Origin of the sequence: Salmonella sp. SA15303 (assembly GCF_029962125.1) — a bacterium.
Lineage (GTDB): Bacteria > Pseudomonadota > Gammaproteobacteria > Enterobacterales > Enterobacteriaceae > Salmonella > Salmonella enterica.
This window is the reverse complement of record NZ_CP123924.1, coordinates 615,862-631,642: the sequence shown is the minus strand read 5'-3', so window position 1 is coordinate 631,642 and position 15,781 is coordinate 615,862. Positions and strand designations below refer to the sequence as shown.

General features: G+C 50.7%; 12 protein-coding genes and 1 other RNA gene. 2 read left to right on the top strand and 11 right to left on the bottom strand.

Translation table 11 applies throughout. The features are described from left to right. Positions 1–31: 31 nt before the first annotated feature. The 5 genes from pflB to tdcA form a co-directional block, all read right to left on the bottom strand. Entirely contained in the window at positions 32–2,326 is a 2,295-nt protein-coding gene (gene pflB / locus QEN31_RS03025; RefSeq protein WP_000867323.1) for a formate C-acetyltransferase, read from the bottom strand. Positions 2,327–2,359: 33 nt separating this feature from the next. Next, on the bottom strand, positions 2,360–3,568 hold the full coding sequence (tdcD, locus tag QEN31_RS03020) for a propionate kinase (protein WP_001001861.1): 1,209 nt from the start codon (positions 3,566–3,568) through the stop codon (positions 2,360–2,362). Between the two features lie 66 nt (positions 3,569–3,634). Then, complete coding sequence (gene tdcC, locus QEN31_RS03015) at positions 3,635–4,966, bottom strand: threonine/serine transporter TdcC (protein WP_000108129.1); 1,332 nt, start codon at positions 4,964–4,966, stop codon at positions 3,635–3,637. Positions 4,967–4,986: 20 nt separating this feature from the next. Beyond that, positions 4,987–5,976, bottom strand: coding sequence for a bifunctional threonine ammonia-lyase/L-serine ammonia-lyase TdcB (gene tdcB / locus QEN31_RS03010; RefSeq protein WP_000548367.1), 990 nt, complete (start codon positions 5,974–5,976; stop codon positions 4,987–4,989). A 97-nt stretch (positions 5,977–6,073) separates the two neighbouring features. Beyond that, entirely contained in the window at positions 6,074–7,012 is a 939-nt protein-coding gene (gene tdcA / locus QEN31_RS03005) for a transcriptional regulator TdcA (RefSeq protein WP_001094907.1), read from the bottom strand. 713 nt (positions 7,013–7,725) lie between these two features. Between tdcA and QEN31_RS03000 the strand changes: the two genes are divergently transcribed. After that, a complete protein-coding gene (locus tag QEN31_RS03000; RefSeq protein ID WP_024799110.1) occupies positions 7,726–7,953 on the top strand; it encodes a hypothetical protein in 228 nt (75 codons plus the stop codon). A gap of 218 nt (positions 7,954–8,171) precedes the next feature. Here QEN31_RS03000 and rnpB read toward each other — a convergent pair. From rnpB to garL, 4 genes are all read right to left on the bottom strand, one after another. Beyond that, an RNA gene (gene rnpB, locus QEN31_RS02995) (RNase P RNA component class A) lies at positions 8,172–8,546 on the bottom strand. A gap of 32 nt (positions 8,547–8,578) precedes the next feature. Beyond that, the gene (gene garK / locus QEN31_RS02990) at positions 8,579–9,724 is read right to left on the bottom strand and encodes a glycerate 2-kinase (RefSeq protein ID WP_000706458.1); all 1,146 of its coding nucleotides are present in this window, start codon (positions 9,722–9,724) and stop codon (positions 8,579–8,581) included. Between the two features lie 97 nt (positions 9,725–9,821). Then, positions 9,822–10,712: a 2-hydroxy-3-oxopropionate reductase gene (garR, locus tag QEN31_RS02985; protein ID WP_064239855.1), complete on the bottom strand. Its 891-nt coding sequence runs from the start codon at positions 10,710–10,712 to the stop codon at positions 9,822–9,824. A 25-nt stretch (positions 10,713–10,737) separates the two neighbouring features. Continuing rightward, on the bottom strand, positions 10,738–11,508 hold the full coding sequence (garL, locus tag QEN31_RS02980) for a 2-dehydro-3-deoxyglucarate aldolase (protein ID WP_099949604.1): 771 nt from the start codon (positions 11,506–11,508) through the stop codon (positions 10,738–10,740). A 529-nt stretch (positions 11,509–12,037) separates the two neighbouring features. Between garL and garD the strand changes: the two genes are divergently transcribed. After that, positions 12,038–13,609 (top strand): galactarate dehydratase, encoded by a 1,572-nt coding sequence (gene garD / locus QEN31_RS02975; RefSeq protein WP_001273723.1) that lies wholly within the window; start codon positions 12,038–12,040, stop codon positions 13,607–13,609. 239 nt (positions 13,610–13,848) lie between these two features. Here the strand turns inward: garD and QEN31_RS02970 are convergent, their stop codons facing one another. Together QEN31_RS02970 and QEN31_RS02965 are read right to left on the bottom strand one after the other, a co-directional pair. Further along, positions 13,849–14,796 carry a sugar kinase gene (locus tag QEN31_RS02970; protein WP_001027807.1) on the bottom strand — a complete coding sequence of 316 codons (948 nt, stop codon included), beginning with the start codon at positions 14,794–14,796 and terminating at the stop codon, positions 13,849–13,851. 10 nt (positions 14,797–14,806) lie between these two features. Next, the gene (locus QEN31_RS02965; RefSeq protein WP_001118363.1) at positions 14,807–15,640 is read right to left on the bottom strand and encodes a DeoR/GlpR family DNA-binding transcription regulator; all 834 of its coding nucleotides are present in this window, start codon (positions 15,638–15,640) and stop codon (positions 14,807–14,809) included. Positions 15,641–15,781: the final 141 nt, after the last annotated feature.

Here is a 15,781-nt window from a genome sequence, read left to right as displayed (position 1 = left end):
CGGGGCGATCCACACGATCGCCCCGTTCACGTTACATCGCCTGAGTAAAGGTGCGCGAAATAACGTCCTGTTGCTGTTCACGCGTCAGCGCATTGAAGCGCACGGCATAGCCGGAAACGCGGATCGTCAGGTTCGGGTAGTTTTCCGGATGTTCAATCGCATCCAGCAACATTTCACGGTTCATGACATTGACGTTCAGATGCTGCCCGCCTTCTACCTGTGCTTCATGATGGAAATAGCCGTCCAGCAGGCCGACAAGATTGGTTTTCCGCACCGCATCTTCTTTCCCGAGCGCCGCAGGCACAATCGAGAAGGTGTACGAAATACCGTCTTTGGCGTAGGTAAACGGCAGTTTCGCCACCGACGTCAGCGAGGCCACCGCCCCTTTGCGGTCACGACCATGCATCGGGTTCGCCCCCGGCGCGAACGGCGTTCCGGCGCGGCGTCCATCCGGCGTATTGCCGGTCTTCTGCCCGTACACGACGTTCGAGGTGATGGTCAAAATGGACTGCGTCGGCACCGCATTGCGATACGTCGGCAACACGCTAATTTTTTGCATAAAGCGTTTCACCAGGTCGCAGGCGATGCTGTCCACGCGCTCATCGTTGTTGCCGTACTGCGGATACTCGCCTTCAATAGCAAAGTCGATGGCAAGGCCGTTTTCGTCGCGGATCGGCTTCACCTGAGCGTACCTGATGGCGGACAGGGAATCCGCCGCCACCGACAGTCCGGCGATGCCGCACGCCATCGTCCGATACACATCACGGTCGTGCAGCGCCATCAGCGAAGCTTCATAGCTGTACTTATCGTGCATGTAGTGAATGATGTTCAGCGCGCTAATGTACTGCACCGCCAGCCAGTCCATAAAATGGTCGAGACTCTCCATTACCGCGTCATAATCCAGCACCTCATCCGTTAACGGCGCGGTTTTCGGCCCGACCTGGATTTTCAGTTTCTCATCAACGCCGCCATTGATAGCGTACAGCAACGTTTTGGCAAGGTTGGCGCGCGCGCCGAAGAACTGCATCTGCTTACCGATGACCATCGGGCTGACGCAACAAGCGATGGCGTAATCGTCGCTGTTAAAGTCGGTACGCATTAAATCGTCGTTTTCATACTGCAAAGATGAGGTCACGATGGAGACCTGCGCAGCATATTTCTTGAATGCCACCGGCAACGCTTCTGACCACAGTATGGTCAGGTTCGGCTCCGGCGCTGGCCCCATCGTGTGCAGGGTATGCAGATAACGGAAAGAGTTCTTCGTCACCAGCGTGCGGCCATCGAGCCCCATCCCGCCAATAACTTCGGTGGCCCAGATCGGATCGCCGGAAAAGAGTGAATCAAATTCCGGCGTGCGCAGGAAGCGCACCATGCGGATCTTCATGATGAAATGGTCGATCAGTTCCTGCGCCTGCTGCTCTGTCAGAAGGCCCGCGTTGAAATCGCGCTCAATGTAGATATCAAGGAACGAGGCGGTTCTTCCCAGCGACATTGCACCGCCATTTTGCGATTTTACCGCCGCCAGATAAGCGAAGTAGAGCCACTGTACCGCTTCCTGCGCGTTCCGCGCCGGGCGGGAGATATCGTAGCCGTATTTCGCCGCCATCTCCTGCATTTGCAGCAGCGCGCGACGATGCTCCGCCAACTCCTCACGCAGGCGAATCGTCGCCTCAAGATTCTGTCCCTGCTCCAGATTCGACTGCAGATCGGCGAATTGCAGCTCGCGTTCGCGCACCAGATAACGGATGCCATACAGCGCGACGCGACGATAATCGCCAATAATGCGCCCGCGACCATAACCATCCGGCAAACCGGTTAATACGCCGGATTTACGGCAGCGCAGCATATCCGGCGAGTAAACATCGAATACGCCCTGATTATGGGTTTTCCGCAGGTCGGTAAAGGTATATTCAAAATCGGCGTCCATTTCGCGGCCATAGGCGTGGAATGAACTTTTGATCATGTTAACGCCGCCAAACGGATGCAAAGCGCGTTTAAGCGGCTTATCCGTTTGTAAACCGACGATTTTTTCCAGCTCTTTTTCAATATATCCCGCATCGTGCGCGGTAATCGTCGTCGCGATGTTGGTATCGAAATCCACCGGCGCATGGGTCGCGTTCTCGATACGTATTCCCGCCATCACCTTTTCCCACAACGCCGTGGTCGCTGGCGTCGCGTCGGCGAGAAAAGATTCATCCCCCTCATAGGGCGTATAGTTATGCTGAATAAAATCACGGACATTAATTTCTTCTTTCCAGTCCGTACCTTTAAAATCACGCCATGCTTCGGCATACAGCATATCGCTAGTATCGATATTTACCTTCATGAAAAATAATCTCTCTACAGAACAGCCGTTAAGTTATGCAAATTCCACTGGTGCTTTCACGTTGCCTAAATGAATGGCATCAAGGGCAATCATTTTCTCTTCATTCGTGGGAATAACAGCGCAAATAACCTGAGAAGGGTTAGCGGAAATAATGCGCTCGCCGTGAGAATTCGGCTGCTTATTCATTTCAACGTCTAACGTAAGCCCCAGCACGCCCAGATGTTCAATGACCAACTGGCGAATTAATACTGAATTTTCACCAATACCGCCGGTAAAAATAATGCCATCCAGCCGATGTAACGATGCCGCGTGTCCGGCAATGTGACGGGCGATACGGTGGACAAACGTTTTTATCGCTAACCGGGCGCGCTCATGTCCTTCGTGCCAGGCTTTTTCCAGGACTCTAAGGTCGGATGACAACCCGGAGATGCCGAGCAAACCGGACTCTTTATTCACCACTCGCTCCAGATCGCTCAACGTCTGCCCGGTTTCTTTGGCTATCCACGCCATCGCGCCGAAATCAACGTCGCCGCTGCGAGTCCCCATCATCAGCCCCTCAAGCGGCGTCATCCCCATTGAGGTATCCACGCTCTGACCATTGCGTACCGCGCAGATAGACGCCCCATTGCCCAGATGCGCGACAATCAGGCCTGAGTTTTTTTCATCAAGGTCAAGCAGTTCATACGCGCGCCGCGAAACATAGCGATGCGACGTACCGTGAAAGCCGTAGCGACGCACACCCAGGCTGGAAAAATATTCCCACGGCAATCCGTATAAATAGGCTTCCGGTGCCAGCGTCTGGTGGAAACTGGTATCAAATACCGCCACCTGACGCACGGCCGGGAAAAGGCGCCGCGCCGCGTCAATGCCGCTTAAATTAGCGTAATTATGCAGCGGCGCTAAAGGTGATACCCGACGAATATTATCGATAATCTCATCGGTAATAATGACGGACTGCGTAAATAGCTCTCCACCGTGCGCGATACGGTGGCCAATTAATGCCACGCTATCCGTTAAATCACGTTTTTCCAGCTCAAAGGCAATGGCTTTTAACGCGTCCTCATAATTAGAGTGCGAGAGGTTTATCGGCTTATCGCCATTAATAGATAAAAAGGCGTTTTCAGTATTCATTCCATCTGCTATTCCCGCCATTAAAACATCACAGGTAGCGACATCCAGTACAGAGAATTTGATAGAAGATGATCCGCAATTAATGACCAGAACGACCGGAAATTCATTCATGTAGTGCCTCCGTCGATGTCAGCCTGCGTCCGCGCCCTGGGGCGGAACGCAGGCTAAACGTGAGGATTAGAACAATTTGTAGACAATATTCAGGATGGTCAGCAGACCAATCAGGGTGACGAACACGTTATCCAGACGACCACGGTACTTCGCCAGCGACGGCGCTTTACGAATGGCGTACATCGGCAGCAGGCATAACAGCGAGGCGATAATCGGCGCGCCCATCGCTTCAATCAGGTCCAGAATGTTCGGGTTTGCGTAAGCTACGACCCAGGTAGACCCCATAATGAAGATCATGCTGATGGTGTTAAGCTTGCCCATAGAGACTTTGGTTTTATCGCCTTTATAACCAAATTTCAGCACCAGGCCGTTCAGCCCTTCCAGCGTCCCCAGGTAGTGGCCGAAGAAAGATTTGAAAATAGCAACCAGCGCGATGATAGACGCGCCATACTCCAGCACCGTTGCAAAAGTGGATTTTGTCCCCGACAAAGAGGCGAAATGGTTGGCCAGGTAGGAAAGTACCGGAATGTTCTGCGCTTTCGCATCCGCCATGTTCTGTGGAGAGAGCGTAAACAGGCAGCTAAAGGCGAAGAACATCACCACGGCGACCATCAGCATACTGGCGCGCGAGATGATCTGTGAACATTTACGCTCGGTAAATTCGCGGCCAAACTCTTTCTCATACTCTTCCCGCTTAGACACTACGAAGGAAGAGACGATGGGCGAAAAGTTAAAGGAGAACACCATGATAGAGATGCCCAGCCACACCGTAACCAGTATGCCATCGTGCCCGGTCAGCGCGATATTACTGAGATCAACCTGATCGATAACCGCCGAGTTCCAGTAAGGAATCAGCGATAATGAGATTAGCACCAGGCTGGCGATAAACGGCCATACCAGGTAACTCATCACCTTAACCATCAGATCTTTACCAAACCAGATCACAAAGGCCATCAGCAGCAGCAAGAACAGCGCCACGAAACCGCGATTCAACGCTGGCATCTGCAGCTGGTTTTCCCAAAACGTCATGAACGTGTTAGTGATGGTGACGCCATAAATCCACAGCAGCGGACAAATCGCAAAGAAGTAAAGGAACGTGATAACTACCCCGCCCGTTTTACCAAAGTGCTCTTCGACCGTTTCCGTAATATTGCCGGACGGATTAGATCCGGATAAACACAGACGCGCCAGCGCCCGGTGACAATAGAACGCAATGGGGTAAGCTAAAACCAGCATCAGCAGAATGGGGATAAGCCCGCCAAACCCGGCGCGGATAGGGAAAAACAGCACCCCGGCGCCAATGGCGGTACCAAATAAACCCAGCGTCCACGTCGTGTCCGATTTACGCCATGACGACTGTTTTGCCTGGCTGGATACAATGCTATCAGTAGTACTCATATCCTATCCTCACGAAAAGATTAAGCGTCAACTAAACCCGTAATTTGTGATACCCGAGAAAGATCGATATTGCCGCCAGAAATAATACTGACTGTTTTTCTGTTCTGAATATGGCTATCTAATTTCCCGCTTAATAGTGCGGCGCAGGCCAGAGCGCCAGCGCCTTCAGTAATAACCTTATTGCGCTGAATTAAAGCGATCATGCTGTTACGAATTTCATCTTCGCTAACCAGAACAATGTCATCGATTAATTCACGAACGATTTCATAGGTTAAATTACCCGGGCGGGAGACATCACAACCATCCGCCAGGGTGCCGGTCGTTCGGTGCGTGGTTATTTCGCCAGCGTAATAAGACGCCGCCATACCGTGAACATTTTCGGCCTGTACGCCGATAACTTTAATAGTCGGGTTAATCGATTTAATCGCAATGGCAATACCTGCAATTAAACCGCCGCCGCCAATAGGCACGATGACATTATCGACATCGTACAGATCTTCCATAATTTCCAGACCAATAGTGCCCTGCCCGGCAATAACTTTTGGATCGTCGTAAGGCGGAATAAAAATGCGGCCTTCGGTTTCGACAATTTCACTCACCTTAGCAATGGTGTCATTGAAGTTGTCACCGTGGAGCACCACTTCCGCCGAATAATCACAGGTGGCCGCCACTTTTGACTTTGGCGCGCCCTTCGGCATCACGACTTTGCCGTCAATACCCAGCATTGCGCAAGAAAGAGAAACGCCCTGTGCATGATTACCTGCGGAACAGGCCACGACGCCTTTACGTTTTTCCGCCTCCGTTAACGAGCTAAGTTTGTTAAAAGCGCCACGAATTTTAAATGAACCCGTACGCTGCATATTTTCAAACTTGAGAAATATTTCGCCTTTGCAACGTTCACTAAAATAGTTAGAGCGAGGCATTCCCGTTTTATATATCTTCCCCGCCAGTCTTTTTTTCGCTTCGAGGATATCTTCAATTGCAACCGGGAGATCGTATGTAATGTGCATTATAACCTCTTAACCTGGGTATTAAAAATAAGTTACCGTTGCCCACTGTTCAAAAGAAACAGGTGGCGTCAATTTCGCTAAATATGTTTATTCCATATCATTCAATTTCTATTAACTGCCTGCGTCTGCATCCATTATATGATGAATATTGCTTAGCCAATTCCACTAATACTGAAGCGGCTTTTTTGATACGATAATTTTTAGACCATACCGCCGCATAACGTGCGACGGGTAACGTGTCTTTTATGGGTATCGTGATAAATTGATTAGAGCCAAAAGGCGTGGTCATATCGCAGGGAATAACAGTTAAGAAATCAGCATTGAGAACAAGATTATATATTGTGACAACGGAATCTGTTTTAACAATGTTTTCGATGCTGATGCCATTTCGTTGTAGAGTGGTGAGTAATTCGCTGTAGTAGCCCATATTCGTTTGCGGCAACACCCACTGTTCGTCTTTTAACGATTCCAGTGTGATGGTGCCGGTGCATGTTCGGGACTTGCTGGCTACCAGGACAAACTCTGATTCAAACAGCGGCTCGACATGCAGATCCTGTAGTTGCATTTCATTACTGAGCGTACCGATAGCAAAGTCCAGCCGCCCGTCGCGCAGGGCCGGCAGGAATGAAGAGAGCTGGGCTTCGTACATGGATACCTGCGCTTTTGGAAATACCTCTTTGAACTTATGAATCATATCGGACATGAAGGTAAAGCCAATCAGCGAAGGAAAACCAAACGAGACGTCGACAACGGTATTGCACGTCATACTGTTCATCTCGTTGATCATGTTTTTCATTTCGCGGGTGATAGATTCAGACCAGGAAAGCAGTACCTGTCCCGCTTCGGTCAACGTAACGCCGGTATTTTTACGTACAATTAGCTCAACGCCAAAATAGGCCTCAACATCGCTAATGATTTTACTGACGGCGGGCTGGGTTAACCCTAACGATTTTGCGGCAGAACCGATAGAACCACTTCTAATGACTTCCTGAAAGACCACCAAATGCTGTGTTTTAGGGAGAACAAGAGTATTCATATCTACCGCTCTGAAATAACATTGTGAACGGCAGGAAGTGTAGCAAATTAAATCTTAAAGGTTATGTGCGACCACTCACAAATTAACTTTCCGCAATTTTTACATGGTCTTTATTAAATAAAGAAAACCTATTACTTCAATGAGTTACAAAAATAAGACAGTAACTTAGCCTGATTTCAATCAAAAAAAATGGTCGGGATAACGATATATTATGGCGATAACCAGCCTATTTTATCTCCTATTTTCGACATCCCATGAAGACGATATTTCAATCAATTACGGGACATTTTATCGACAATTCCAGCGTTAAATTTAAAACGTAATTTCTCAAATTTAAGTATAAACCGAAGGTAAATGCGCTTAAAAACCGTTACGCGTCACATTTTTTTACCTTATTTGTTTGTAAAGAAACATTTAATAAAATTTTAACCAAAATATTTCATACATTTAATTTTCATTTACAACAAATAATTTACACCGATTTCTTGCTGTTTTTCAGGATGTAATTTTGTGAAAGAAATCGATTGCTTTTCACTTCAACTAAAAAGAGCACAATCCATAGCGTTTTGTGTTTCTCATCACAAAAACGAATAATATTATGTCACCACGGCTGTCAATTAATTGCCGGATGGTGACGCTGGCGTCTTCTGCAACCTCTATACCCTTCACCGGCCTGATAAGCAAAAACCCGCCGAAGCGGGTTTTATGAAGAGGTGAAACTGACCGATAAGCCGCTTTCTTTCGGGTATAGCGTCGTGGACAGTCATTCATCCTGCCGCCCTGTAAAAGCAAAAACCCGCCGAAGCGGGTTTTATGAAGAGGTGAAACTGACCGATAAGCCGCTTTCTTTTGGGTATAGCGTCGTGGACAGTCATTCATCCTGCCGCCCTGTAAAAGCAAAAACCCGCCAGCTTACACTGACGGGTTTTATGAAGAGATGATACTGACCGATAAGCCGCTTTCTTTCGGGTATAGCGTCGTGGACAGTCATTCATCCTGCCGCCCTGTAAAAGCAAAAACCCGCCAGCTTACACTGACGGGTTTTATGAAGAGATGATACTGACCGATAAGCCGCTTTCTTTCGGGTATAGCGTCGTGGACAGTCATTCATCCTGCCGCCCTGTAAAAGCAAAAACCCGCCGAAGCGGGTTTTATGAAGAGGTGAAACTGACCGATAAGCCGGGTTCTGTCGTGGACAGTCATTCATCTAGGCCAGCAATCGCTCACTGGCTCAAGCAGCCTACCCGGGTTCAGTACGGGCCGTACCTTATGAACCCCTATTTGGCCTTGCTCCGGGTGGAGTTTACCGTGCCACGGACTGTTACCAGCCGCGCGGTGCGCTCTTACCGCACCCTTTCACCCTTACCTGATCCCACTTGCGTGGGCCATCGGCGGTTTGCTCTCTGTTGCACTGGTCGTGGGTTTCCCCCCCAGGCGTTACCTGGCACCCTGCCCTATGGAGCCCGGACTTTCCTCCCCTCCGCCCGTCTCCCCGAAAGGACGACGACGAAGCGGCGACTGTCTGGTCAGCTTCGGCGCGCAGTATAGAGGGTTCGCGCGACTTTGTCACCCTGCGCTGCGCATTCCTATCGCCAGAGCGGCAGCAACATTTCTGGATGCCCGATAAATATTGTCAAAAGCGCCCCGAAAAGCCTCCTCCAGCGTCACGATGCGCGTGAGTACGCTAAAGACAGCGTCGATGCCATAATGATGCACTATCCCTACATCGTGCGTCAGGCTGCCGGCAATGCCAATCACTGGCTTATGATATTTTTTCGCCACATTCGCGACGCCAATCGGCACTTTACCGCGAATACTTTGGCTATCAATCCGCCCTTCTCCCGTCACCACCAGCGTACAGTCGTGGATATGCTCCTCCAGGTTCAGTGCCGCCGTGACAATTTCGATCCCGCTGCGTAATTCCGCACCGAGAAAAGCCATTAACGCCGCCCCCATACCGCCTGCCGCGCCTGCGCCGGGCGCCGCCTTTACGTCGACATTCAGCGATTTTTTTATGATGTCGGCATAGTGAGCAAGATTTCTGTCCAGCTCAACAATGTTCTCTTCGGTCGCGCCTTTCTGCGGCCCAAAAATTCGTGATGCGCCGTTGTCGCCGATCAGAGGATTAGAGACATCGCAAGCGACACGAATCGCGCAGAGTTTTAAACGGGGATCGAGCTCTGAAATATCAATGTCGCTTAGACAATGAAGGCTTCCGCCACCGTAACCGATATCCGCGCCGTTTGCATCGCGCAGTTTTGCGCCCAGCGCCTGCATCATCCCTGCGCCGCCGTCATTTGTCGCGCTGCCGCCAATGCCGATAATGATATTGCTTGCGCCGCTTTCCAGCGCCTGCAATATCAGCTCCCCCGTTCCCCGCGAGGTAGTAATCAAAGGGTTGCGTTTTTCTGGCGGAACCAGCGCCAGTCCGCTGGCCGCCGCCATTTCAATAAACGCGGTTTTACCATCCCCGGACATTCCCCAGCAGGCTTTCACTTTTTCACCCAACGGCCCGGTCACCCATGCGGCGCGTTCAACGCCCTGCGTCGCGGCAATCATGGCTTCGACCGTTCCTTCGCCGCCATCGGCAACCGGAACAGAGACATATTGCGCATCGGGGAAAATTTCCCGAAATCCTTTTTCTATCGCCTGCGCTACCTCGGCGGCAGAAAGGCTTTCTTTATAGGAGTCGGGGGCAATTACGATTTTCATAGTGGTAGCCTGTTACTGCACAACGCCGGATGGCGTTTCACTTATCCAGCCTGAAATTCAGGCCCGGATCGCTACACGCCATCCGGGCACAACGTCGTTAGCGAGTGACTTCCACTTTCGCCAGTTTTTCGTAGTAGCACGCCAGCGCGCTATGGTCGTCATTACCGTGTCCATCCGCGCGTAACGCCTGCATCATTTCCATAACGGCGGCGGTCAGCGGGAGCTGCGCGCCAACGCCGTGGGAGGTATCCAGCGCATTCGCCAGATCTTTAATGTGCAGATCGATACGGAAACCTGGCTTAAAGTTTCGGTCCATGACCATCGGCGCTTTCGCATCCAGTACCGTGCTGCCAGCCAGACCGCCGCGAATCGCCTGATAGACCAGATCCGGGTTGACGCCCGCTTTAGTCGCCAGCGTCAGCGCTTCAGACATGGCGGCGATATTCAACGCCACGATCACCTGGTTAGCCAGTTTTGTGACGTTGCCTGCGCCGATATCGCCGGTATGCACCACGGAACCCGCCATCGCTTTCATCAGGTCGTAGTACTTGTCGAAAATGGCTTTATCGCCCCCCACCATCACCGACAGCGTGCCATCAATCGCCTTCGGCTCGCCGCCGCTGACCGGCGCATCCAACATCTCAACGCCATTCGCCTTCAGCGCATCGCTGATTTCACGGCTTGCCAGCGGCGCGATAGAACTCATATCAATCAATACGGTTCCTGGCTTCGCGCCTTCGATGATACCGTTCTCGCCCAGCGCAACCTCTTTCACATGCGGAGAGTTAGGCAGCATCGTGATGATGACGTCACACTGTTCAGCGATCGCCTTCGCCGTAGAGGCCGTTTCCGCGCCTGCGGCAATGACGTCAGCAATCGCTTCAGGATTACGATCGGACACCACCAGCGAATACCCTGCTTTTAGTAAGTTTTTGCTCATGGGCTTACCCATGATGCCTAAGCCAATAAAGCCAACTTTCATCGTCATAGCGTTCTCTCTTTCCATACCAGGATTATTTTTTAAAGGTGTCGGCAAGCTTCTGCGTGCTGGCGCGGAATGCGCCTAAATCGCTGCCAACGGCGACAAAGGTCGCGCCCCATTCCAGATAACGGCGGGCATCCGCCTCTACCGACGCCAGAATGCCGCACGGTTTACCGTGCGCTTTAGCGCGGGCGAAAATATGTTGAATCGTCTGCTGCACGTCAGGGTGAGAAGCATTGCCGAGATGACCCAGCGCGGCGGCCAAATCGCTTGGGCCGACAAAAATGCCATCAACGCCTTCCGTTGCGGCGATGGCATCAACATTGTCGACACCCAACTGGCTTTCGATTTGAACAATAATGGTGATGTTTTTGTTCGACTGCGCAAAGTAATCAGGCACCGTACCGAACATATTCGCGCGGTGAGAAACGGAGACGCCGCGAATGCCTTCCGGCGGGTAACGCGTCGAGGCGACGGCGCGAGCCGCTTCCTCTTGCGTTTCAACAAAGGGGATCAGGAAGTTATAAAACCCAATATCCAGCATCCGTTTGATAATGACCGGTTCATTGGTTGGCACACGTACCACAGGCGCGCTGGCGCTGCCTTTCAATGCCATTAGCTGCGGAATTAAGGTGGTCACATCGTTCGGCGCATGTTCGCCATCCAGCACCAGCCAGTCAAATCCCGCCAGACCGAGAACTTCGGTGGTGATTGGGCTTGCCAGTGCAGACCAGCAGCCAATCTGCACCTGTTGCGCCGCTAGCGCCGCTTTAAACTTATTCGGGAAAATAGCGTTATTCATCGCTTATACCTTCGCTTATTTCTTTAATTCTCTACATGTGATGCCGCCACCATAACTTATAGCAACGACAATAAAATGCTTATCTGAAATCAGAATGGGTCTCCGCATTCTATTTCTAATGTGGTACACATCCTGTAGCACAATATACCGTTCTGATATCTTTATCGTCTTTTATTATTATCATGGTATTTTCAAATAACTCGTCAGATACACTGAATTCGCCATTCAGTATAAACAGCCTATGGCGGATAATCATTGTGCAAACGCTCATTAAAAAGGGATTATTTAACGCTTATTTTTGAGCATACGCCCATGATACTGGGCGCTAATGCACACATTTACGCTTTACCCGGCCTACATAAAAAATTTCATAATTTGCGGTGATCTGGATCACATTCTTATATTTATACTCCTGTCATTCTTATTTCATTATGCATGAACTTTATTTCTTATATTGAGATTTAACGATTTAACCATAACCAAAATAGATAATCCTATTTCTATCATCCAGGCTGGAGAATGTTGAACAATGGCCAATATCGAAATTCGCCAGGAATCGCCATCGGCGTTTTATATAAAAGTACATGAAACCGATAATGTCGCAATTATTGTTAATGACCACGGTCTTAAAGCCGGAACACGTTTTCCGGATGGCCTGGAACTGACTGAACATATTCCGCAAGGCCATAAAGTTGCTCTGACGGATATCCCCGCTCACGGCGAAATCATCCGTTATGGCGAAGTCATCGGTTATGCGGTACGCGACATCCCGCGCGGAAGCTGGATCGACGAGTCGCTGGTTGAACTGCCAAAAGCGCCGCCGCTGAATACGCTACCGCTGGCGACCAAAGTACCGGAACCGCTGCCGCCGCTGGAAGGCTATACGTTTGAGGGCTATCGTAACGCCGATGGCAGCGTCGGCACCAAAAATCTGCTTGGCATTACCACCAGCGTGCACTGTGTGGCGGGCGTGGTCGATTATGTGGTGAAAGTGATTGAGCGCGATCTCCTGCCCAAATACCCGAATGTCGATGGCGTTGTAGGGCTAAACCATCTGTACGGCTGCGGCGTGGCAATCAACGCGCCGGCGGCGGTCGTGCCGATTCGCACGATTCATAATATCGCGCTCAACCCCAATTTTGGCGGCGAAGTGATGGTGATTGGCCTCGGTTGCGAAAAACTGCAGCCGGAACGGCTGCTGGAAGGCACCGAGGATGTTCCCGCCATCGCCGTTGAAAGCGCCAGTATTGTGCGTTTACAGGACGAGCAGCATGTCGGCTTTAAATCAATGGTCGACGATATTTTGCGGGTCGCCGAACGCCATCTGACGAAACTGAACCAGCGCCAGCGCGAAACCTGCCCGGCCTCCGAGCTGGTCGTCGGGATGCAATGCGGCGGCAGCGATGCGTTTTCTGGCGTCACGGCAAACCCGGCGGTGGGTTATGCTTCCGATCTGCTGGTACGCTGCGGCGCGACCGTCATGTTCTCGGAGGTCACCGAAGTGCGCGATGCCATTCATCTTCTGACGCCGCGCGCCATCAACGAAGCCGTGGGTAAACGCCTACTGGATGAAATGGCCTGGTACGATAACTACCTTGATATGGGGAAAACCGATCGCAGCGCTAACCCGTCCCCCGGCAACAAAAAAGGCGGCCTGGCGAACGTCGTGGAAAAAGCGCTGGGCTCTATCGCTAAATCGGGTAAGAGCGCCATTGTCGAAGTATTGTCGCCGGGCCAGCGCCCCACCAAACGCGGCCTGATTTACGCCGCGACGCCCGCCAGCGATTTCGTCTGCGGCACGCAGCAGGTCGCTTCCGGCATTACCGTACAGGTCTTTACCACCGGACGCGGCACGCCGTACGGGCTGATGGCGGTGCCGGTCATTAAAATGGCGACGCGTACCGAGCTGGCGAACCGCTGGTATGACTTAATGGATATCAATGCAGGCACCATCGCCACGGGTGAAGAGACAATCGAAGATGTGGGCTGGAAGCTATTTCACTTTATTCTCGATGTCGCCAGCGGCCGGAAAAAGACTTTCTCAGATCAATGGGGATTGCATAACCAGCTGGCAGTGTTTAACCCCGCACCTGTGACCTGATCTATTCTGGAAAGCGCCTCGCAAAACATGGCTTAAGGGCCATGTTTTCATATGTTTGATAAACTGCGCCATGTTCATACCGGATATGGCAAAAACACCTAACCCACCATAAAACCATTCAAATTCAATAAATTGAAATTCTATGCCAAGCGCAACCTTACGTTTCTCACTAATTTGAGTCGCAGCACATGCAATTTGAGGTATGTCGAATATAACGACAGCCTATTAATCACCTTTACTTAATTCTGCTGCCTCATCAATTCTTTAATTTGTGCCAGCGTGGACGTGCCTTCCATCGGCCCACGCGCAGAGATAGCCAGCGATCCTGCGGCATTAGCATGGGCTAAAGCATCGGGTACGGAATATCCCGCAAGAAACAGGCTGACAAAGGTTGCGCCAAAGCAATCGCCAGCGCCTGTAGGATCAACCACCTTCACCGGATACCCAGCCACATGATGTTGTTCGTCTTTTGAATAGTAACTGGCTCCACGGGCGCCACGTTTAATGATGACATGGGCAATTCCACGCTTGTGAAGCCTTGCGACAATTTTCTCTTCATCGCGGGATTTGCTCAGGCCGAAATAATCCAGTTCGCCATCGCTTGGCAGGAAGAAATCCGTGTAATCAAGAATATATTCAAAGGCCTGCGACATTTCGCGGATCTTTAGCATCTCTTTACGGATATTAGGATCGAAAGAAATTGTGCCACCATTTTCTTTTACAATGCTAATCGCCTTGCGTACGGCATCGATCAAACGAAAGGAAAATAATGACGATCCCATAATATGAAAGTGGCGATATTGCCTGAGTAATGTTTCATCAAGGTGGTCGGCACTCAGCAAACCGCACGCACTGTCCGGCATGTTGAAAATAAAATCTCGCTGGGCCTGGCTTCGGTAGCTGACAAAAGCACTACCTGTTGTGGCGTTCGGCAGTACGGAAATTCCCTGTACATTTACGCCATCGCGCGACAATCGGGTAATATTCATAACGCCAAAGGCATCGTTGCCAACACAGCTAAACAACAATGAACGAAAACCAAGTTTAGCAACCTGATCGGCAAATATGGCAGGCGCCCCACTGGGATACGGCCCCCAAAATTCCCCCGGTGAGGAAAATCCCTGGTTCTCTTTTTTTGCCAGAAACTCGACGAGCAATTCACCCAATGTTGCGATTGTTATGTTCATGCGTTGTCCTTCATCTTGCCTGATGCAGGGTCGGGTTTATCCAGGTCAGACATTCGTTATTGGTATAGCTGTTGGTTAAGCCGTCGGCCAGAAACCGTGAGTGGTACTCAGCGGCGACAATCTGTGGCGTAATAATCGCGCTCAGCGTATTCAGTTTTCCTACCGGATAACGCGCCACATCATGAATCGGACGCTGCGCCACCACGGCAATACTCTGTCCACTAAGGCGCAGGCATTCACTTAGCAAAGCAGCTGCACTTTCGTTTTTCACGTTGAGCGTGCCATCCTCGCTGATATGGTCCACCATCACCAGACAACATGACGGTTGAAATTGTTGCAAAGATTGGATGGCGATTTCGCCCCCCAACGCCTGACCACTATGCCCCAGTACACCGCCCAACAACACAATTTCACCATCGATATAATCACGGGCCGGTGCAACATGGCTAAGATCGTTGATGATAAGGCACAGATCCCGATAATCGCCCAGGAAAGGAAGCGCTTTACGCAACACCTCTCCGGCCCCCAGAAACACGGTATCGTCGTCGCAGACCAGACGGGCAACTTGCTTAGCCAGTTCAAGCTCTACGCTATGCTCTAACGCCTGCGACTGCACCACTTCATGGCTTACCGCTGCTCTGACGGGTTGGGCCGTGTAAATCGCTCCGCCAAAGGAGCGTTTCAGATAGCCTTGCTGCTCCAGGTAATTGAGATCATTACGGATCGTTACCCCTGAAACCGATAACATTTCAGCCAAATCGTCTACTTTTATTTCGCCGTTTTTACGGACGATTTCGGCAATGTCCAGACGCCTTTTCAACAGGCTGGTAGATGGTTTTGCCACAACATACCCTTTTTTTCCGCTTCGTCGGGAAGTTATCCCGTGCTTTAACTTTCATTTTTAAACTTCTGACAGGGGATGTCAATTTTGCACCACGTCACCGAATGCTCAATGGAAAACATCACAATAAAATCAAGTAATTAT